This window comes from Amycolatopsis sp. NPDC006125 (assembly GCF_040614195.1).
Taxonomy (GTDB): domain Bacteria; phylum Actinomycetota; class Actinomycetes; order Mycobacteriales; family Pseudonocardiaceae; genus Amycolatopsis_E; species Amycolatopsis_E tucumanensis.
On the sequence record NZ_JBEXTZ010000007.1, the window covers coordinates 105,891 to 124,351 of the forward strand.

Annotated in this window: 21 protein-coding genes; 12 read left to right on the forward strand and 9 right to left on the reverse strand. The window is 73.8% G+C overall.

The annotated features are described in order from the left end of the window. Positions 1 to 11: 11 nt before the first annotated feature. Positions 12 to 725, forward strand: a complete 714-nt coding sequence (locus ABZ193_RS06085) for a TRIC cation channel family protein (RefSeq protein ID WP_020417904.1) — start codon at positions 12 to 14, stop codon at positions 723 to 725. Here the strand turns inward: ABZ193_RS06085 and ABZ193_RS06090 are convergent. Next, positions 710 to 1,294 carry a helix-turn-helix domain-containing protein gene (locus tag ABZ193_RS06090; protein WP_237334883.1) on the reverse strand — a complete coding sequence of 195 codons (585 nt, stop codon included), beginning with the start codon at positions 1,292 to 1,294 and terminating at the stop codon, positions 710 to 712. The two genes, ABZ193_RS06085 and ABZ193_RS06090, sit on opposite strands and share 16 nt — an antisense overlap. 79 nt (positions 1,295 to 1,373) lie before the next feature. On the opposite strand from ABZ193_RS06090, the gene ABZ193_RS06095 reads away from it, so the two are divergent. Next, entirely contained in the window at positions 1,374 to 1,943 is a 570-nt protein-coding gene (locus tag ABZ193_RS06095; RefSeq protein WP_354709107.1) for a class I SAM-dependent methyltransferase, read from the forward strand. Here the strand turns inward: ABZ193_RS06095 and ABZ193_RS06100 are convergent. From ABZ193_RS06100 to ABZ193_RS06115, 4 genes are all read right to left on the reverse strand, one after another. Continuing rightward, complete coding sequence (locus ABZ193_RS06100; RefSeq protein ID WP_354709109.1) at positions 1,933 to 2,784, reverse strand: dihydrodipicolinate synthase family protein; 852 nt, start codon at positions 2,782 to 2,784, stop codon at positions 1,933 to 1,935. The genes ABZ193_RS06095 and ABZ193_RS06100 overlap by 11 nt on opposite strands. A gap of 11 nt (positions 2,785 to 2,795) precedes the next feature. Continuing rightward, positions 2,796 to 3,503 (reverse strand): class I SAM-dependent methyltransferase, encoded by a 708-nt coding sequence (locus ABZ193_RS06105; RefSeq protein ID WP_354709110.1) that lies wholly within the window; start codon positions 3,501 to 3,503, stop codon positions 2,796 to 2,798. Then, a complete protein-coding gene (locus tag ABZ193_RS06110; RefSeq protein WP_157358524.1) occupies positions 3,493 to 3,678 on the reverse strand; it encodes a hypothetical protein in 186 nt (61 codons plus the stop codon). The genes ABZ193_RS06105 and ABZ193_RS06110 overlap by 11 nt, the downstream gene beginning before the upstream one ends. Positions 3,679 to 3,879: 201 nt before the next feature. Continuing rightward, positions 3,880 to 4,755, reverse strand: a complete 876-nt coding sequence (locus ABZ193_RS06115; RefSeq protein ID WP_354709112.1) for a LysR family transcriptional regulator — start codon at positions 4,753 to 4,755, stop codon at positions 3,880 to 3,882. 88 nt (positions 4,756 to 4,843) lie between these two features. On the opposite strand from ABZ193_RS06115, the gene ABZ193_RS06120 reads away from it, so the two are divergent. Continuing rightward, positions 4,844 to 5,200, forward strand: coding sequence for a nuclear transport factor 2 family protein (locus ABZ193_RS06120; protein ID WP_237334887.1), 357 nt, complete (start codon positions 4,844 to 4,846; stop codon positions 5,198 to 5,200). Here ABZ193_RS06120 and ABZ193_RS06125 read toward each other — a convergent pair. Beyond that, positions 5,166 to 5,618, reverse strand: a complete 453-nt coding sequence (locus ABZ193_RS06125; protein WP_354709113.1) for a MarR family winged helix-turn-helix transcriptional regulator — start codon at positions 5,616 to 5,618, stop codon at positions 5,166 to 5,168. The genes ABZ193_RS06120 and ABZ193_RS06125 overlap by 35 nt on opposite strands. A 49-nt stretch (positions 5,619 to 5,667) precedes the next feature. On the opposite strand from ABZ193_RS06125, the gene ABZ193_RS06130 reads away from it, so the two are divergent. Both ABZ193_RS06130 and ABZ193_RS06135 read left to right on the forward strand, forming a co-directional pair. Then, positions 5,668 to 5,994: an antibiotic biosynthesis monooxygenase family protein gene (locus ABZ193_RS06130; protein WP_020417895.1), complete on the forward strand. Its 327-nt coding sequence runs from the start codon at positions 5,668 to 5,670 to the stop codon at positions 5,992 to 5,994. Between the two features lie 127 nt (positions 5,995 to 6,121). After that, positions 6,122 to 6,889, forward strand: coding sequence for a putative protein N(5)-glutamine methyltransferase (locus tag ABZ193_RS06135; protein ID WP_354709114.1), 768 nt, complete (start codon positions 6,122 to 6,124; stop codon positions 6,887 to 6,889). Here the strand turns inward: ABZ193_RS06135 and ABZ193_RS06140 are convergent. Both ABZ193_RS06140 and ABZ193_RS06145 read right to left on the reverse strand, forming a co-directional pair. Then, positions 6,886 to 7,566 carry a FadR/GntR family transcriptional regulator gene (locus tag ABZ193_RS06140; RefSeq protein WP_354709115.1) on the reverse strand — a complete coding sequence of 227 codons (681 nt, stop codon included), beginning with the start codon at positions 7,564 to 7,566 and terminating at the stop codon, positions 6,886 to 6,888. The two genes, ABZ193_RS06135 and ABZ193_RS06140, sit on opposite strands and share 4 nt — an antisense overlap. 33 nt (positions 7,567 to 7,599) lie before the next feature. Next, positions 7,600 to 8,109, reverse strand: a complete 510-nt coding sequence (locus ABZ193_RS06145; RefSeq protein ID WP_354709117.1) for a DUF1990 domain-containing protein — start codon at positions 8,107 to 8,109, stop codon at positions 7,600 to 7,602. Between the two features lie 57 nt (positions 8,110 to 8,166). Here ABZ193_RS06145 and ABZ193_RS06150 point away from each other — a divergent pair, with 57 nt between their 5' ends. The 3 genes from ABZ193_RS06150 (at position 8,167) to ABZ193_RS06160 (ending at position 14,718) form a co-directional block, all read left to right on the forward strand. Next, positions 8,167 to 11,589, forward strand: coding sequence for a BTAD domain-containing putative transcriptional regulator (locus ABZ193_RS06150; RefSeq protein ID WP_354709118.1), 3,423 nt, complete (start codon positions 8,167 to 8,169; stop codon positions 11,587 to 11,589). A gap of 79 nt (positions 11,590 to 11,668) precedes the next feature. Further along, the gene (locus ABZ193_RS06155; RefSeq protein ID WP_354709119.1) at positions 11,669 to 12,838 is read left to right on the forward strand and encodes an MFS transporter; all 1,170 of its coding nucleotides are present in this window, start codon (positions 11,669 to 11,671) and stop codon (positions 12,836 to 12,838) included. Further along, complete coding sequence (locus ABZ193_RS06160) at positions 12,838 to 14,718, forward strand: FAD-dependent monooxygenase (RefSeq protein ID WP_354709120.1); 1,881 nt, start codon at positions 12,838 to 12,840, stop codon at positions 14,716 to 14,718. The genes ABZ193_RS06155 and ABZ193_RS06160 overlap by 1 nt, the downstream gene beginning before the upstream one ends. Here ABZ193_RS06160 and ABZ193_RS06165 read toward each other — a convergent pair. Continuing rightward, complete coding sequence (locus ABZ193_RS06165; RefSeq protein WP_020417888.1) at positions 14,715 to 15,050, reverse strand: hypothetical protein; 336 nt, start codon at positions 15,048 to 15,050, stop codon at positions 14,715 to 14,717. The genes ABZ193_RS06160 and ABZ193_RS06165 overlap by 4 nt on opposite strands. Positions 15,051 to 15,241: 191 nt before the next feature. Here ABZ193_RS06165 and ABZ193_RS06170 point away from each other — a divergent pair, with 191 nt between their 5' ends. From ABZ193_RS06170 to vanX, 4 genes are all read left to right on the forward strand, one after another. Then, positions 15,242 to 15,631: a VOC family protein gene (locus ABZ193_RS06170; RefSeq protein ID WP_237334894.1), complete on the forward strand. Its 390-nt coding sequence runs from the start codon at positions 15,242 to 15,244 to the stop codon at positions 15,629 to 15,631. A 200-nt stretch (positions 15,632 to 15,831) separates the two neighbouring features. Continuing rightward, complete coding sequence (locus ABZ193_RS06175; protein WP_354709138.1) at positions 15,832 to 16,782, forward strand: D-isomer specific 2-hydroxyacid dehydrogenase family protein; 951 nt, start codon at positions 15,832 to 15,834, stop codon at positions 16,780 to 16,782. Continuing rightward, positions 16,779 to 17,816: a D-alanine--(R)-lactate ligase gene (gene vanA / locus ABZ193_RS06180; protein ID WP_020417885.1), complete on the forward strand. Its 1,038-nt coding sequence runs from the start codon at positions 16,779 to 16,781 to the stop codon at positions 17,814 to 17,816. The genes ABZ193_RS06175 and vanA overlap by 4 nt, the downstream gene beginning before the upstream one ends. After that, positions 17,813 to 18,421, forward strand: coding sequence for a D-Ala-D-Ala dipeptidase VanX (gene vanX, locus ABZ193_RS06185; RefSeq protein ID WP_354709121.1), 609 nt, complete (start codon positions 17,813 to 17,815; stop codon positions 18,419 to 18,421). The genes vanA and vanX overlap by 4 nt, the downstream gene beginning before the upstream one ends. Positions 18,422 to 18,461: the final 40 nt, after the last annotated feature.

An 18,461-nucleotide genomic window follows, 5' to 3' on the forward strand; every position in this document is an offset into this window, starting at 1 on the left:
AGGGTGCCGGTGTGGCTGGAACGGCGGTCGAAGCGATCAACCAGGTGACGCGCTACCTGGATCTGGCGGGCGTGTTCGCCTGCGCGATCCTCGGCGGCGCGATCGCCCGCAGCGAGCGGCTGGACCTGTTCGGGTTCCTCGTGGTTGGCAGCGTGTCCGGGCTGGGCGGCGGCGTCATCCGGGACACGCTGCTGCAGCACGGCACCCCGGTGGCGCTGACCGACTACGCCTACCTGCCGACCGCGCTGGCCGGGGCGCTGCTGTCGTTCGTGATCTCGATCAGCGAGAACGCGTGGGACAAGCTGTTCACGGCGCTGGACGCGGCGGTGATCGGGTTCTGGGCGGTCACCGGGGCGCAGAAGACGCTGGCCGCCGGGCTGGGCTGGCTGCCGGCGATCCTGCTGGGCACGACGACCGCGGTCGGCGGCGGCGCGCTGCGGGACATCATGCTCCGGCGCGTGCCGGCGGTGTTCGGCGGCAACGCGCTGTACGGCACGGTCGCGGCGGCCGTCGCGGCCACCATGGTCGTCTGCCACTACCTGGGCGCCCCGCTGGTGGGTGTCGTGGCCGGGGTCGTGGGCGCGCTGCTGTTCCGGCTGGCGGCGGTGAAGTTCGGGTGGAACCTGCCCAACGGGCTGGAGTGGCAGCCGCACTCCCGGCTGGCGAGCGCGTGGCGCAGCCGCCGGGTGCGGCGCAACCCGCCGGAGGGTCAAGAAGGCCGGTAGCGGGCCCGGATGTGGAAGCGCTCGCCCTGCGGTCCGAGGATGCTCAGGAACTCGGCCGGGTGGCCGTCGGCGTTGCCGAACCAGTGCGGCAGGTGGGTGTCGAACTCGGCGACCTCGCCGGCGGACAGGACCAGGTCCTGCTCGCCGAGCACGAGGCGGAGCCGTCCGTTGAGGACGTAGAGCCAGTGGTAGCCCTCGTGCGAGCGGGGATCGGGCTCGAGGTCGGACCGCCCGGCGGGCAGGATGTGCTTGACGGCCTGCAGTCCGCCGGGTTTGCGGGTGAGCGGGATGACGGTCATGCCGTGGTGGGTCCTGGGCCGCGGGTAGACGCGCGGGTCGCCGGTGGCCGGCGCGCCGACCAGGTCGTCGAGCGGCACCTGGTAGGCCTTGGCCAGGGGCAGCAGCAGTTTCAGGCCGGGGGTGCGCTGCCCGGATTCCAGGCGGGACAGCGTGCTGACCGGGATGCCGGTGGCCTGCGACAGGGCGGTCAGGGTGGTGCCGCGGCGCCGGCGCAGCTCACGCAGCCGCGGCCCGACGGCGCCGAGCACGGCGTCGAACTCGTCGCTCATGCCCCCACTGTGCTCCCGCTTTTGCGGATTCCGCAAAGAACTTTGTCAGTCCGGCCAGTTGCCGGGCACGGTGGCGGTCATGGACTGGGACGAGATGTACCGGGGCCGTGAGCGGGTGTTCAGCGGCGAACCCAACGAGGTGCTGGTCGCGGAAGTGGCCGATCTGGCGCCGGGGCAGGCGCTGGACGTGGGATGCGGGGAAGGGGCCGACGCGTTGTGGCTGGCGCGGCGGGGCTGGCACGTCACGGCGATCGATGTCTCCCGCGTGGCGCTGGAGCGCGCGGCCGCGGCCGACGACACCGGACGCGTGGCGTGGATGCACGCGGACCTGACGGTGCTGTCACCCCCGGCGGGCTGCTTCGACCTGGTGTCGGCCCACTACGTCCCGCTGCGCAAGGCCGAACCCGGCGTGCTGCGCGGTCTGCTCGCCGCGGTCGCGCCGGGCGGCACGGTGCTGGTCGCGAGCCACGACCCCGCGGAGCTGACGCCACGCGAGGGTTTCGACCCGGCCGACTACTACCAGCCGGCCGACGTCGCGGCGCTCCTCGGTCCGGAGTGGACCGTGCTGGCCGACGAGATCCGGCCGCGCGCCCGGCCCGGCCGGTACACGCGGGACACCGTGCTGCGGGCGCGGCGGGCTACAGGTTGAGTTCCCGCAGGGTGTCGATCACCTCGCGGCGCGCGGCACCGTCGAGTTCGCGCAGCGGGCGGGGCAGCACGCGCTCGCCGGTCAACCCGAGGTGGGTGGCCGCGGCGGCGACGACCCGGATGCTGCCGTGGCGGGCGAACAGGTCCCACAGCGGCCGTAGGCGCTCCGACTCGCCCGGGTCGCGCATGACCGCCCGCGCGGTGTCCGGGAACAGGCCGCCCAGGACCGAGTACCAGACGTCGCAGCCGGCGGCCAGGCCGGTGGCCGCGACAGCGTCGCCGCTGACGCCGATCCGGACGGTGTCCGGGATGCGGGCGCGCAGGGCGTTCACCCTGGCCTTGGCGTCGTCGGGCACGCCGGGGATCTTGATGGAGCCCACGTTCGGCAGGGCGGCGATGCGGCCGTGCAGTTCGTCGCTGAACTGGAAATGCGTGGTGCGCGGGTTGTCGTAGACGCACAGCGGGACCGACAGTTCGCGGGTGACGTCTTCGTAGAGCCCGAACACCTCGTCGTCGGTGAGGGGCTGGTAGCTGACCGGGGCGAGCAGCACGGCGGCCGCGCCCGCGTTCTGGGCGTCCTCGGCCAGCGCGAGGACCTGGCTGGTGGCCGTGGCGCCGATGCCGACCATCACCGGGGTGCCCGCCGCCGCGTCGACTGCGATCTTGGCCGCTTCGGCGCGTTGCTCGCGGGTCAGGTAGGCGTAGGAACCGGTGGAGCCCAGCGCGCCGATCGAGTCCACCCCGGCCTCGGCGAGGCGGGAGACGAGCCGCGCGTAGCCGGTGGTGTCGATGCCGGATCCGGTGACCGGGGTGAGCGGGAAGGCGGACAGGCCGGTGAACATGCGTCGTCCTTTCAGGGGCGGGTGGCGGTGAAGATCGCGTGCCCGGCGTGCAGCCAGACCAGGTCCACGTCGGCGAACCCGGCGTCGGCGAGCCAGGTCAGGTGCTCGGCGATCGAGGACGGCGTGTCCACCGGGTCCGGGCCCGGCAGGCGGTAGTAGTTCCACTCGGCGCCCTCGAACGCCTGCGCCGCGTCGTCGCCGCCCGCGTCGCGCACGGCCCGGTCCCAGTGCGCGGCGGCGACCTCGCGGGCGCGGGCGCCGACGGGTTCGACCAGGTCGGCCATGACGAACACCCCGCCCGGCACGAGCATGTCGTGCAGGTCGCGGTAGAGCGCCCGCTTGCCGGGGCCGTCGAGGTGGTGCACCGCGAGCGAGGTCATCACGCCGCCGAACGGGCCGCGCCGCCAGCCGCGGTCGTGGATGTCCGCCCGCACCCGCTGCCACCGGCCGGGGAACGGCGCGAGCCGGGCGGCGGCCTTGTCCAGCATCTCCGGCGAGCCGTCGAGCAGGGTGACGCGGCCGGCGGTTCCGCGGCGCAGGTACTCCTCGGACAGCAGGCCCTCGCCGCAGCACACGTCGAGCACGTGCGGCTCGGGGATGGCGTCGAGCAGGTCACAGACGGTGGCGATCTGCTCGCGCCGCCGCGGCACGAACGCGTCGCCGTAGGTGGTGAACAACTCGGTGTCCGACGGCCGCCAGGCGGGCTGTTCAGGGGGCACCGCACACCCCGTAAAGACCGAGGGGCGCGGGCGGCAACGGCAGGCTGACCAGGCGCCGGGACGCGGCCAGCGCCGCATCGGGGGCGACGCCGACCCCGGCGCGGCGCGCGATCGCGGCGACCGGCACGTCCTCGCCGCGGGCGTCGGCTCGTAACCGAGAAGGTTCGGCGGGCATGTTCGTCACCTTAGCCAGCCGGGGCGAATCCTTTTCTGGCTTCGGATCCTGACGCACCACAACCCGGCGAAATGCTGGTGCGCGTGCACGCGGCCGGCAGCGCGGCTGTCCAGTCGGGACGGTCGATGGGTGTGCAGGTCACCGCGCTGGCCGGGTGAAGTCGTGGATTCGGTGTTCCCGCTGGCGCGGGCCGTGCCGCCGTCATAGCCGCGCGCGGGCGCGGTCGAGGAACACCCGCGCGGCGGGGCTCGCGGGGCCGGCCGCGCGCCACGCGAGGGCGAGGCAGCCTCGCAGCGGCGGGTCGGTGATCGGGATCGGGTGCAGGTCGGGGCGTGTGGTGGCGACCGAGTCCGGCAGGATCGCCACGCCCAGGCCGCGGGCGGCGAGGTCGGCCAGGACCGTGGGGTGACCGGCCTCGAACCCGATCCGCGGGGTGATGCCGCGCGCCGCGCAGGCCTCGTCGAGCCGGGCGCGCAGGCCGGTGCCCGTGGGCAGGCTGATGAGCGGCCGCTCCCGCAGGTCCGCGAGCGGGATCTCGGCGCGCCCGGCCCACTCGTCGTCCAGGCTGACGGCGGCGGTGATGGCCTGGTCGGTGAGGACGAGGACGTCCAGGCCGGGTGGGCGTTCGTCGGTGGCGAGGCTGATGATCGCCGCGTCGAGGCGGCCGTCGCGGATGTCCGCGGCGAGCTCGCCGGAGCGGCCTTCGACGAGGGTGATCTCCACGCCGGGGTGTTCCTCGTGGAAGCTCGCCAGCAGCCCGGGCACGTCGAAGCTGTGCGAGGTGACCATGCCGAAGGCGACCTTGCCCCGGACGAGGCCGCGGAACTCGTCGGCGACCAGCCGCGCCCCGGCGACGGCGGCCAGTGCCGCGCGGGCGTAGGGGAGGACCGCGGCGCCCACCTCGGTGAGCCGGACCGTGCGCCCGGACCGGTCCAGCAGCTCGTGCCCCAGCTCCCGCTCCAGCCGTCTGACCTGCGCCGACACGCCGGGCTGGGCGACGTGCACGCGTTCGGCGGCGCGGGTGAAGTTGGCCTCCTCGGCGACCGTCACGAAGTACTCGAGCTGACGCAGTTCCATAAGCGTTGATTCTAGTGTCGAGACCTACCAGCTCTTGGACTTCTGACTCTCGCGGGGACAGGCTGGGGTCAGAGGAAAGGAGCGACACGTGATCGACAAGGCCAGGACACCCGAAGACCTCGCCGTGATGTTCGTGGAGCGGGCCAACGCCCGGGACGCGAAAGCGCTGTCCGAGCTGTACGCCGAGGACGCGGTGCTGGCGTTCCCGCCGGGCTCGCAGACGGTGGGCCGCGACGCGATCCGCGAGGTGCTGGAGCGGCTGGTGGAGCAGGGCGGCGAGTTCCAGGTCGAGGAGCCGATGCCGACGGTCTACTACGGCGACCTGGCGCTGTGCTCGACCCGGCCCGCCGACAACACCGGGGGACGGGTGCAGGTGGCGCGGCGGCAGCCGGACGGCACCTGGCTGCGGATCATCGACCGGCCGGAGATCCGCCGCCCGGAGTGAGGTTGTCCGCGCAGCGGGCCAGCAGCTCGGCCAGCCGCCGCCGGTCGCCGTCGCCGAGCCCGGCGAGCATCCGGTCCTCGACGTCGGCGACCGCGGCCTCGGCGTCGGCCAGCCGGGCGCGGCCGGTGTCGCTCAGGCGCACGGGGCGCACCCGGCCGGAGGCGCCTTCGCCCACGGTGACCAGGCCGGCGCGGCGCAGCCCGGCGAGCACCTCGCCGAGGGACTGCCGGGTGACGAAGCACAGCCGCGCGAGCTCGGCGGAGGAGACCTCCGGATGGTCGGCCAGCTGGCGCAGCACCGCGTACTGGGCCATCGACAGCCCGGCCGCGCGCAGGCGCTCGTCGCCGGCCTGGCGGAACAGCTGCTGGACCCGCTTGACGAGGTAACCGGGCCGGGCGGTGACGTCCCCTTGACTCATGTCAGGTACCTTACACATGATGTAAGGGTCCTGACATGAGGAGGAAGCCATGCCCGTCTCCACCATCGACGCCGCCGCCGGGGTCACCACGCTGATCAACCAGTTCACCGTGGCGCCCGAGCGGCAGCAGGAGCTCATCGACGTGCTCGACCAGGCGACCGAACAGGTCATGCGGCACCAGCCGGGGTTCATCGCGGCCAACATCCACGCCAGCCTCGACGGCACCCACGTCGCCAACTACGCGCAGTGGGAGAGCGAGGAGGCGTTCCGCGCGATGCTCGCCAACCCGGAGTGCCAGGAGCACATGCGCGCGGCCGCGCAGATCGGCTCGTTCGAGCCGGTGCTGTACCGCGTCGCCTCCGTGCACCACCGCTGAGGCGGCGCGGTACGGTGATCACACGACCGACCGAGGAGGTGAGACCCGTTTCCGTTCCAGCAACCCGGGTGCTCCCCTCCGGCGACGAGTGAGTCGCGGGCGCCCGTTTCCCTGAAAGGCGCTTTTCGTGTCCGTCGATGTCGAAACCGTTCTCGTGAGCCGTCTGCGGGCGGCGGGCTGTGTGTTCGCCGAGGATGAGGCCCGTCTGCTGCTGGAGGCCGCGTCCGGCCCGGCCGATCTGGACGCCCTGACCGCCCGGCGGGTGGCCGGCGAGCCGCTCGAACAGGTCCTCGGCTGGGCCGGGTTCCGCGGCCTGCGCATCCACGTCGAGCCGGGCGTGTTCGTGCCCCGGCGCCGCACCGAACTGCTCGTCGAGGAGGCGGCGCGGCTGGCCCCGCCGCATCCGGTGGCGGTGGATCTGTGCTGTGGTTCGGGCGCGCTGGGCGCCGCGCTGGCCGCGGAGCTCGACCTCGCCGAGCTGCACGCCGCCGACCTCGACCCGGCGGCGGTGCGGTGCGCGCGCCGCAACGTGCCGGGCGAGGTCCACGAGGGCGATCTGTACGAGGCGTTGCCCGATGGGCTGCGCGGGCGCGTGGACTTGCTGGTGGTCAACGTGCCGTACGTGCCCACCGACGCGGTCGCGCTGATGCCGCCGGAAGCCCGTCTGCACGAACCGCAGCTCGCCCTCGACGGCGGCGCGGACGGGCTGGACATCGCGCGCCGGGTCGTCGCGGGCGCGCCGGAGTGGCTCGCCCCCGGCGGGCGCCTGCTGATCGAAACGAGTGAGCAGCAAGCGCCGTTGCTGTCGCGGGCCGCGGCCGGCGCCGGGCTGGCCGCGCGCGTGGTGACCTCCGAGGAGCTCGACGCGACGGCGATCGTGGCCCGCCGGGCTTAGGACACGGCGGTCCGGAGGCCACGCAGCACCGGTTCCAGGTTGGCGACCGTGGCGGCGACCGCCGCGTCGGGGTCGCCACGTTCGAGCGCGTCCAGGAGGTCGGCGTGGGCGGCGGAGGAGTCCGGCAGCTGCGTCTCGTGGCGGACCAGGTCGGTGAGGATCTCCCGCAGCACCGGCTCGGCGGCCGTGAACAGGCTCAGCAGGAGCGCGTTGCCGGACAGCTCCACCACGGCGCGGTGGAAGGCGAGGTCGGCATCGACGAACACCGCCGGGTCGCCGCCGCGTTCGTCCTGCCGTGTGCGCAGGTCCGCGCGCAGGCGCTCGATGTCCTCCGGCCGGACCCGCTGCGCCGCGAGCCGCGCCGCCTCGACCTCCAGCGCGCGGCGCACCTCGTACACCTCCAGCGCCCGGGCGCGCCGCACCAGCCGGCGCACGTCGCTGGTGTCGGTCGTCCCGGCGGCGACGAAGGTGCCGGAGCCGTGCCGCACGTCGAGGATCCCGTCCTGCGCGAGCAGGCGGACCGCCTCCCGCACCGAGGACCGCCCGACGCCGAACTCGGCGGCGAGCTGGACCTCGTTGGGCAGCCGCTCGCCGGGGCGCCAGGCGCCGCGCTGGATCCGCTGCCGCAGCAGGCTCGCCACCTGGGGCACGACCGGTCCACGGCGCAGCTCCGTCATGCGCGCACGGTAGCACCGCAGACGTCTGAGGACTCAGCCACCGAGCGCGCGGAGGTACCGCCTGGTCATCCAGCTCTGCCCGGCGCGTCCTGCCGGCCCGGCCAGCCGCGCGAGCAGGGACGCCGGCCGGGAGAACGCGGTGACCGTGAATGTGACGGTGCCGTCGGGCGCGAGGTCCACGACGAACGCTTCCTCGCCCGCCACGGGATGGCCCGGCAGCGTGCCGTAGGCGAAACCCCGCCGCGCGCTCTCGTCGACCACGTACACCACGCGGACCGGGGCGGCGATCCGCACTGGCCCGACCCCCAGGTGGACCAGCGCGACAGCACCTTCGGCCACGGTTTCGCCGGAGGCCTGGACCCGCAGCCCGGCCCTGTGCTGGACGCCCCACGCGAGAAGTGCCGCGGCCGCTTCCTCGAACCGGTCGCGTCCCCGGCCGATCACCGCCCGCCGCCGCAGGTGGCGATACCCCGCGGGCAGCTCGCCCCGGGTGCGTCCCACCTCGCCGTAGGTGAACGCGGCTGCCCGCAGACCGTCCAGCATCACCTCAACCTAGCCGCGGCACTCCCGGTTCACCGTGCCGCGACGTAGTTTGCTCTGATGACGCCCCGAACCAGCGCGGCGGCCACCTCCGGTGACACCTCCTCACCGGAGGTCCTGCGGTTCGGGATCCTCGGGCCGCTCGACGTCGCCGCCGGTGGCGAGTCCCTCGCGCTCGGCGGGCCGAAACAGCGGGAGTTGCTGGCCGTTCTGCTGCTCAACCTCAACCAGTTCGTGCCACCGGGCCGGCTCGCCGAGGCGCTGTGGGGCGCGGCGCCACCGGCCGGCGCCGAGGTCACCCTCCGCACCCACGTGTCGCACCTGCGCCGCCGTCTCGCCGAAGCCGGGGCGTCCGGCGCGCTGGCCACCCGCCGGTCCGGGTACAGCCTGCTCGCCGACCCCGCCCAGCTCGACGCGGCGCGCTTCGAACAGCTCGTCGGGCTCGGGCGGGAAGCACTCGGCCTCGGCGACGCGCCCCGGGCCGCCACCGTGCTGCGACAGGCGCTCGGCCTGTGGCGCGGCCCGGTGCTCGAAGACCTCCACGCGCCGCTGTTCGCCGAGGCCGAGACCGCCCGCCTGGACGAACTCCGCCTGGTCGCCACCGAAAGCCGCATCGAGGCCGACCTCGCCCTCGGCCGGCACGCCGAGGCCGTGCCCGAGCTGGAACGCCTGGTCGCCGCCCACCCGTACCGCGAACGCCTCACCGGGCAGCTGATGCTCGCCCTCTACCGGACCGGGCGGCAGGTCGACGCCCTCGACGTGGCCGCCCGCGCCCGGCGGCGCCTCGCCGACGAACTGGGCCTCGACCCCGGCCCCGCGCTGGCCGGCCTGGAAACCAGCATCCTCCGCCACGACCCGGCACTGCTGCCCGCTCCCCGCCTGGTCGCGCCCACCGGCACCCCGGCGCCACGCGTCCAGCCACCACCGGACGCCCTGTTCACCGTCGTGCGGCGCGTCCCGATGGCCGGCCGCACCGCCGAACTGGCCCACCTGCGCGCCTTGTGGCAGGACGTCCGCGTCGGCGGCCGCCGCGTCGCGTTCGTCTCCGGCGAGGGCGGGGTGGGCAAGACGCGGCTCGTCGCCGAGTTCGCGCACGAAGCCGCCGCCGACGCGCACGTCCTCGTCGGGCGTTGTGATCCCGCGGCCATGCTGCCGTACCACCCGATCGCCTCGGCCTTCCGCGCCAGCGCCGACGTCGACGCCTGCCTCGACCTCGCCCCGCCCGCCCTGCGCGCCCGCCTCACCCCGCTGTTGTCCCGCCCCGCCGACACCACGTCCGGGCCCGACGACCGGCACGCCCTGTTCGAGGCCGCCACCTGGGTGCTCACCCGCCTCGCGGACACCGCGCCCGTCGCGCTCGTGGTCGAGGAGGCCGAGCGCCTCGACCGGGCCAGCTCGCTGCTGCTTCGCCACCTCGTCGAGCACCTGCCCGCCCGGGTGCTGCTGGTCGTCTGCTTCCGCGACCCGCCGGGCGGCCACCACCCGCCGCTGCTCGACCTGATCGCCGCCACCGAAGGCCTCGCCGACCGCCTCACCCTCGGCCCGCTCACCGAAACCGAACTCGCCGAACTGGTCACCGCCGTCGCCGGCGACGTGCCCGCCGGGTTCGTGCCGCGGCTCTGGCGCGCCACCGGCGGCAACCCGTTCTACGCCGCCGAAGTGGCCCGCGACCGCCGGACGCGCGAGGACTGGCAACGCGGCCAGGTGCCGGCCGGTGTGCGCGACGTCGTCCGGCACCGGCTGCGCACCCTGCCCGAACCCGCGCAGCACGTGGTCCGCTGCGCCGCCGTCCTCGGCCCGGAGGCCGGGTACGAACTGCTCGCCCACCTGGCCGACCAGCCCGAAGAGCAGCTCATCGACGCGCTCGAGGACGCCGTGGCCGCCGGGTTCCTCGTCGAAGCCGGCCGGTCGTGGCAGGTCGCCTACGCCTTCCCGCACGACCTGCTGCGCGACGCCGTGCACGCCGGCCTGCCCGTCCCGCGCCGGCAGCGCCTGCACCTGCGCGCCGCCCGGCTCCTGCGCGACCGCCCGGCCGAGACCGCGTCCGCCGCCGTGCACCTGCGCGCCGCGGGACCGGCCGCCGACCCGCTCGACGCGGCCGAGCTGAGCCTGGCCGCCGCTGGTGACGCGCAGCGGGTGTACGCGTGGGACGAAGCCATCGCCCACGCCGAGGCCGCGGTCGCGATCCTCGACCAAGCCGGCGCGCCCGCGCCCACCCGCGCTGACGCGGCGATGCGCACCGCGATCCTGAGGCTGCGGGCCAGCACCGGCTTCCCCGAAGCGGTGCGGCTGCTCGAACGCGCCCTCGAGCTGTACCGCGGCAACGACGAGGCGGTCGCGACCGTCCACGCGCGACTCGGCGGCGCGCTGTGCACGCACCACTCGATCATGGACATCCCGCGCGCCCTGGACCACTTCGCCGCCGCTCGCCGCGTTCTGCCCGACGGCCGCGCGGGCTTCCACCTGCACCGCGGCCGGGCCCAGGCCGCCATGTACGGGCTGCGCACCGCCACGCTCGGCGCCGCCGCCGATCAGGCCCGCGACCTGGCGGCCCGGCTGGGCAGGCGCGACCTCACCGTCCTGGCCTCGTGGGCCGCCGCGTGGTTCCGCTTCAACCGGGGCGAGCTGGCCGCGGCCGCCGCGATCGAGGAGGACATGTGGGCCCGCGTGCAGGACCTCGGCGACCCCTACGTCGGCTGGGGCCCGGTCAACATGGCCGCCCTGACCGCCACCGAGTACCTGCTCGACCCCGTGGCCGGCCGCCGCTGGTGCCGCCGCGGCCTGTCCCAGGCCCGGTTCGACATGCTCGGCTACCCGCACGACGCCGTGGCCGACCAGCTCGTCCTCGCACTGGCGCTGGCCGGTGACCTCGGCGCGGCCCGCCGCGCCGCCGAGCCCCTGCCCGCCGACGCGGTCAGCAGGCGGCTCCTGCTGCTCCTCGACGGCGACTGGGAAGGCGCCGAACACGCCTGGTCACAGGCGCGGGCCGCCGACGAAGCGGCAGGCGACCTGCACGACGCCGCCTTCCACGCCCGCTGGCTGGCCACCACCCGCACTCTCCTCGGCGACACCGGCGGCGCCGTCGCGGCCCTGCGGCAGGCGCTGGACCTCGCCATCGCCGGGCCCCAGGTGCCGACCGAGCTGATCGCCCGCGCCGAGCTGGCCCGCCTGATCGCCGTCACCGACCCTGGTGAAGCCGCCCGGCACCTCGCCCGCTGCGACGAGATCCTCGCCGACGGCGAGGACTGGCGCGGCCGCGCCGGCACCGTCGCGCTCGCCCGCGCCGCCGTCACCGGTGACGACACCGCGTTCGAGACCGCGCTGCGGCTGTTCGCCGGCCTGCCGTGGCACCGCGCGGACGCCCTGCACGCCTGGGCGGCCGTGCTCAACAGGACCGGCAGGCGGACGGAGGCGGGGGAGAAGCTTGCCGCGGCCCGGCGGATCCACGACGAGATCGGCGCGCACCCGCGCTGGCGCCGCTGACTCAACACGCGTTCCACAGAACTTCAACGACCACGGAGGAACGTCAGCCTCACCTGCTCGAACCAGAAGGTGAGTTCCGATGAAGCTTCTGCCACGACCACCAACCGGACCGGTCGCCACCAGCGCGACCCTCTTCGCGTGCCTGTTCGCGGTGCAGGCAAGCCTGCTGGCCCTCACGCCGATCCTCACTCCGGTGGCCCAGGACCTCGGCGTCCCGGAGACCGCGGCCGGCCTGCTGCGGGCCGTGTCCGGAGCCGCCGCCGCGGCCGTCGCGATCGCGCTCGTCACCACCCGCCGACGACCGCGGCTGCGGGAGCTCCTCATCGCCGGTCTGACGCTGCTCGCCGGCTCCGCCCTCGCCAGCGCGGCCGCCCCGACCTACCTCGTGCTGGCCGCCGCGCAGGTCGCCCTCGGCGCCGGCGTCGCCATCGTCCTGGCCGGCGGCATGGCCGCGGCCGCACGCTGGGCGCCACCGGGCCGCCGCACGCAGGTCCTGTCCTGGGCGCTGGTCGGCCAGCCGAGCGCGTGGATCGCCGGCATGCCGGTCATCGGGATCCTCGGCCAGCAGAACTGGCGGCTGGCCTGGCTGGTGCCGCTGACCGCGAGCCTGCTCGCCCTCGCCGGCACCATCCGCCGCGAGACCGGTGCCCCCGAACCCGAACCGCACCCGGCCCACGCGCTCGTCCGCCGCCCCGGCGCCGCCCGGTGGGCACTCGGCGAACTGCTGGCCTACGGCGGCTGGGCCGGGGTGCTCGTCTACTGCGGCAGTCTCCTGACCGGCGCCCACGGCGTGCCGGTCGCCGCGGCCGGTCTCGCGCTGGGCGGGGGAGCCGCGGGCTTCGTGGTGGGCACCATGCTGGCCCGCCGCTGGGTCGACCGCGCCGCCCGGCCGCTGCTGCTCGCCGTCGGGCCCGCGTTGGCGGTCATGACACTGGTGTTCGGCGCGCTGCGGCCGTCCTTCGCGTTCTCCGTCGCCGCGTTCGCGCTGGTCGCGCTGTTGTCCGGCGCCCGGGTGATCGCGGGCAGCGCCGTCGGGCTGGACCTCGACGGTGTCGGCCCGTTGCAGTCGATGAGCCTGCGCGCGACCTCGGTGCAACTGGGCTACCTGGCCGGATCGGTGCTGGGCGGCGCCGGGCTCGCCGTCGCCGGCTGGACCGGGCTCGGGGTCGTGCTCGCCGCGCTGACCCTGGCCTCGACCGCGACCGTCGCGCGACGACGGGTTCCGCGACTGGTGAAGGCAGGTGCGTGATGTACGACGCCATCGTGGTCGGCGCCCGCTGCGCCGGATCGACCCTCGCCGCACTGCTGGCCCGCCAGGGCAGGCGAGTGCTGGTGGTCGAACGGGACCGGTTCCCCAGCGACACCGTCTCCACCCACATGATGTTCCCCGACACCCTCGACCGGTTGCAGGCCCTCGGCGTCCTGCCCCGGCTGCTGGCCGCGCACGACATCCCGTTCGTGCACTTCAGCTGGCGCGTCCTCGGCCACGAGGTGGCCGGCGACTTCACCCCGGTCGGCCGCTTCGAGCGCGGCGCGTCCATCCGGCGCATCACCCTGGACGCCGCGATCGCCGACACCGCCCGCGACGCCGGAGCCGAAATCCGGTACGGCACCACCATCACCGGCCTGATCGGCGCCGGCACCGGCGACGACCCCGTCCGCGGCGTCGTCCTCGGCACCGGCGAACGCGTGGAAGCGCCCTGGGTGTTCGGCGCCGACGGGCGCGTGTCCACCGTGGCCAGGCGCCTCGGCCTGCCCGCGACCCGCGAACTGCGCGGCGACATGGCGTTCCTCATGGCCTACTGGCGCGGCCTGCCGCCGTCGGAGTGGTGCCACATCGACCTGCACGACCACGCGGCGCTGATGTCCGTGCCGAACGAGGACGGCATCCACCTCCTCTCGCTCGCCGGGCCGCCCGAGACGACCCGCGGCTCCGCCGACATCCGCGAGGCCCGCTACCGGGACGGGCTGCGGCAGTTCCCGGCCGTGCTCAACCCGCGCCTGCTCGACCGCGCCGAACGCGTGTCACCGCTGGTCGTGGTGCCGGAGACGATGATGCGCGGGCACTACCGCCAGGCCGCGGGCCCCGGCTGGGCGCTGCTGGGCGACGCCGGGCACTTCAAGCACCCGTCCACCGCGCAGGGCATCGGCGACGCCGTGCACCAGGCCTGGTACCTCGCCGCCGCCCTGGCCGACGGGTCCGACCTGTCCGGGTACGGGGCGTGGCGCGACGAGCGGGCCGCCGAGCACTACGAGTGGTCCTTCCGGCTGGCCCGGTTCTCCTCGCCCGGCGCGAGCGCGCACTACGCCGGGCTCGCCGCCGATCCCGTGGCGGCGCAAGGGTTCCTGGACACCTTCACCAAACGGGTCCGGCCCTCCACGGTGCACACCCCGGAGCGGACCGCGCGGTGGAAGGCCGCGTGGGCCTACGAGGACGGGCTCCGCCGGGTGCGCTCGCTGGTCGAGGATCGGCCCGCGGCCTTGGCCGCGCCGGTGCCCGCGTGTCCCGAGTGGACGGTGCGGGACCTGATCGCGCACCTCACCGGCGTGGCCGAGGAAACCGTGCGGGGCACGTACTTCCCCGAAGCGGCCGACGCATGGAACGACCCGGCGCTGGCCGCGGCTCGCGACCGCTGGACAGCCGACCAGGTGGCCCGGCGCGCCCACCTCGACCCCGCGACGCTGCTGCGCGAGTTCGACGACCACGGCGCCCGCCTGGTGGCCGCACTGCGCCGCGGCGAGTCGCCGGACGGTCCACCGTGGATGCTGACCTCACCGGTGGCCGACCTCGCCGTGCACCTGGAAGATCTACGCGAGGCCCTCGGCGCGGCGAGCGACCCGGCCGCGCCGGTCACCCGGCTCGGGTTCGCGGTCTTCCGGAACTGGCTGCACACCCGCCTCGTGCGGCGGGGATCGCCGGCGCTGCGCCTCACCGACGGCGACGAGGAGTGGGTGCTGGGAGAGGGCGAGCCGGCGGCGACCCTGACCGCGCCGCGGACCGAGCTGTTCGCGGTGATCAGCGGCCGCCGCAGCGCGGCCCGCATCCGCGCGCTCGGCTGGGACGCCGAGCCGTACCTCCCGGTGATCTCACCGTATCCGCTGCCGGTGGACGAGGTGCCGGTCGGTTAGGCGCGGGGGAGGTGCGTGCTGTGCGCGTCGAAGGCGCAGCGCAGCTGCCGCTCGGTCAGCAGGAACAGGAACGGCCGCCCGGCGCACTGCTCGCACACCGTCGCGCACGCCACGTCGTACCCGCCGCCGGGGCGGCTGAACATCGACGTCGCCACTCGCAGGCCCGCGGTCGCGCCGCAGCCGTCGCAGGCAGGGGCGATCGGGCAGTCGCTGTGGTCCTTGAGGGACTCGCGCGGCGGGTCGAAGGCGAGGTTGTCCAGGTCGTCCTCGTCCTGCCAGACCGGGTGCTGGTCGAGGAGACGCCGCCAGCGGCTCTGCAGCTTGATCGCCATCGCACGGTCCTTTCGCGTCGTCGCTCCGGTTCCCATGCTCGGCCGCCGGAAGATCGACAGCGCCCGCGACACCCGTCCGTGCCGGCAGAACGACCTGACCGGGTGACGGGTGGGACCGAATCCTCTGTCTGCGCGCGGGTGGCCGGGCCTAGCGTCGATGGCCCGGTTTCGAGCCAAGGCAGGAGGCGGCGATGAGCGGCAGGATCGTCCACTTCGAGATCCCCTTCGACGACGGCGAACGAGCCCGCGGCTTCTACCGCGAGGCGTTCGGCTGGAACGTCACCGAGATGCCCGAGATGAACTACACCAGCGTGGCCACCGGCCCCACCTCCGAGCAGGGCATGCCGAACGAGCCCGGCTTCATCAACGGCGGCATGTTCGCCCGCGAGGAGTCCGCGCCGAAGAGCCCGGTGATCACCATCGACGTGGCGAGCATCGACGAGACGCTGCAGAAGGTCGAGCAGCTCGGCGGCGCCAAGGTGGTCGGACGCACCGAGATCCCCGGCATGGGGTTCTACGCGTACTTCACCGACACCGAGGGCAACGTCATGGGCCTGTGGGAGAACCTGCCGCAGAGCTGACCGGGAAGTCAGACAGCCGACGGTGATGCGGCGGCGCGCTCGCTCGCCGCCGCATATCGTCCGCATATCGAAAACCGAATACGCACCGGCAACACCGCGTCGTCTTGACTCGCCGCATGGCTTCCAGCGAATTGGGTTTGAGACGCAGCGAGACGCGTATTCGCGCGAGAACGGAGCCTCGGCCACCCCACCGGGCTGGGCTGACGGCTTTCGGCTGCAGCCGGGACGAAACCGCCGCGTTCCGGGACCTGGGAACCCGCCTCGGGATGTCCGTGACCCCCGTCGAGGCGGCCGCCTGCGTGGACAACGCCGAACTGGCGCGCGGCAACCGGTGCGTCAGCGTCAGCCACAAGACCCGGATCACCAACGCCACCCTGCTGGCACTCAGCCGCGCCGGCGTGGAGTACATCTGCACCCGGAGCATCGGCTTCGACCACATCGACCTGCAGTTCGCCGAACGCCTCGGCATTTCGGTCGGCAACGTCGCCTACTCGCCGGACAGCGTCGCCGACTACACCCTGATGTTGATGCTGATGGCCGTGCGCCACGCCAAGTCCACCATCCGCCGCACCGACTCCTTCGACTACCGGCTCAGCGAAACGCGCGGCAAAGAGCTGCGCGACCTGACCGTCGGCGTGGTCGGCACCGGGCGCATCGGCATCGCGGTCCTCGACCGGCTGCGGGGCTTCGGCTGCCGCGTGCTCGCCTACGACACGCACCCCCGCGCCGCCGTGACCTACGTTCCGCTCGACGAACTGGTCGAGCGCAGCGACATCGTCACGCTGCACACCCCGCTCACCGCGGAGACGCACCACCTCCTCGACCGCAGGCGCATCGAGCGGATGAAGCCCGGCGCGTACGTCGTCAACACCGGCCGCGGACCGCTTCTCGACACCGAGGCCCTGGTGTCGGCACTGGAAAACGGCGAGCTGGGCGGAGCGGCGCTGGACGTCATCGAAGGCGAGGAAGGGATCTTCTACGCCGACTGCCGCGACAAGCACATCGGCAACGAGGCCCTGGTGCGCCTCCAGCGGATGCCGAACGTGCTGATCAGCCCGCACTCCGCCTACTACACCGAGCGGGCCCTGCACGACATCGTCGAAAACACCCTCCTCAACTGCCTGAACTTCGAAAGCGGGACCACAGCATGACCAGGTTGACAGTCGGGATCATCTTCGGCGGCGCCGGCGAAGAACACCCCGTTTCCGTCAAGTCCGCGCGCGAGGTCGCCAAGCACCTCGACCCCGGCAAGTACGAACCGATCTGGATCGGCATCACGACCGGAGGCGAGTGGAAGCTCTGCGACGGTCCCGGCGAGGGCTGGGAGACCGGCAACGCCCGCCCGGCCGCGCTGTCGCCGGACCGCGGCGTGCACGGCCTTCTGGTGATGGAGCAGGGAAGCTACGAGACCGTGCGCCTCGACGTGGTCTTCCCCGTGCTGCACGGCAAGCTCGGCGAGGACGGCGCCATCCAAGGGCTGCTGGAACTCGCCGGCATCCCCTACGTCGGCTGCGGCATCCAGGGCTCGGCCGTGTGCATGGACAAGTCCCTGGCCTACACCGTCGCCGCGAACGCGGGCATCGCCACGCCGAGGTTCTGGATCGTCACCGAGGACGACAAGGTCGATCCCGACAGCCTTTCGTATCCGGTCTTCGTGAAGCCGGCCCGGTCGGGCTCCTCGTTCGGCGTCAGCAAGGTCACCGGGGCGGACGAGCTGCCGGCCGCGCTGGAGGACGCGCGGCAGTACGACTCGAAGATCCTCATCGAGGCGGCCGTCGACGGCGAGGAGATCGGCTGCGCGGTCCTGGAGGAACAGTCCGGACTGGTCGTGGGCGAGGTGGACCGCGTCGACCTCACGCACGGGTTCTTCCGGATCCACCAGGAAGACTCGCCCGAGACCGGGTCCGAGAACGCGACCTTCATCGTCCCCGCCGACATCCCCGACGCATCGCGCACCCTCGTCCAGGAGACCGCCAAGACCATCTACCGCGCCCTGGGCTGCACCGGGCTGGCCCGCGTGGACGTGTTCCTCACCGCCGACGGCCAGGTGGTCCTCAACGAGGTCAACACCATGCCCGGCATGACCTCCTACAGCCGCTACCCGCGGATGATGAACGCCGCGGGACTCCCGCTCTCCGAGGTGATCGACCGGCTCGTCTCGGCCACCCTGCGGATGAGGCGATGAACGACGACTTCGCCTACGTCGACGAGCTCGTGCCCGGCATCCGCTGGGACGCCAAGTACGCCACCTGGGACAACTTCACCGGCAAACCGGTCGACGGCTACCTCGCGAACCGCATCGTCGGCACCCGCGCACTGTGCGCGGCCCTCGAACAAGCACGGGACAAGGCCGCATCCCTCGGCTTCGGACTGCTGCTCTGGGACGGGTACCGCCCGCAGCGCGCCGTCGACTGCTTCCTCCGCTGGTCCGGGCAACCCGAGGACGGCCGGACCAAACCACGGCACTACCCGAACATCGACCGGGCCGACATGGTCGAGAAGGGGTACGTGGCCGCCAAGTCGGGCCACACCCGGGGCAGCACCGTCGACCTGACGCTCTACCACCTCGCCAGCGGCGAGCTCGCGGCGATGGGTGGCCGGCACGACCTCATGGACCCGGTCTCACGCCACCACGCCACGGAGATCGCGCCGGCCGAGCTCCAGAACCGCGAGCGCCTCCGCTCGATCATGGAGGACTGCGGGTTCGACCGGTACGACCGCGAGTGGTGGCACTACACGCTGAGGAACGAACCCTACCCCGATGTCTACTTCGATTTCCCCATCACCTGACGTGGTTCTCCCGTGCGTCTCTCAGTGGGGACGTCTGGAG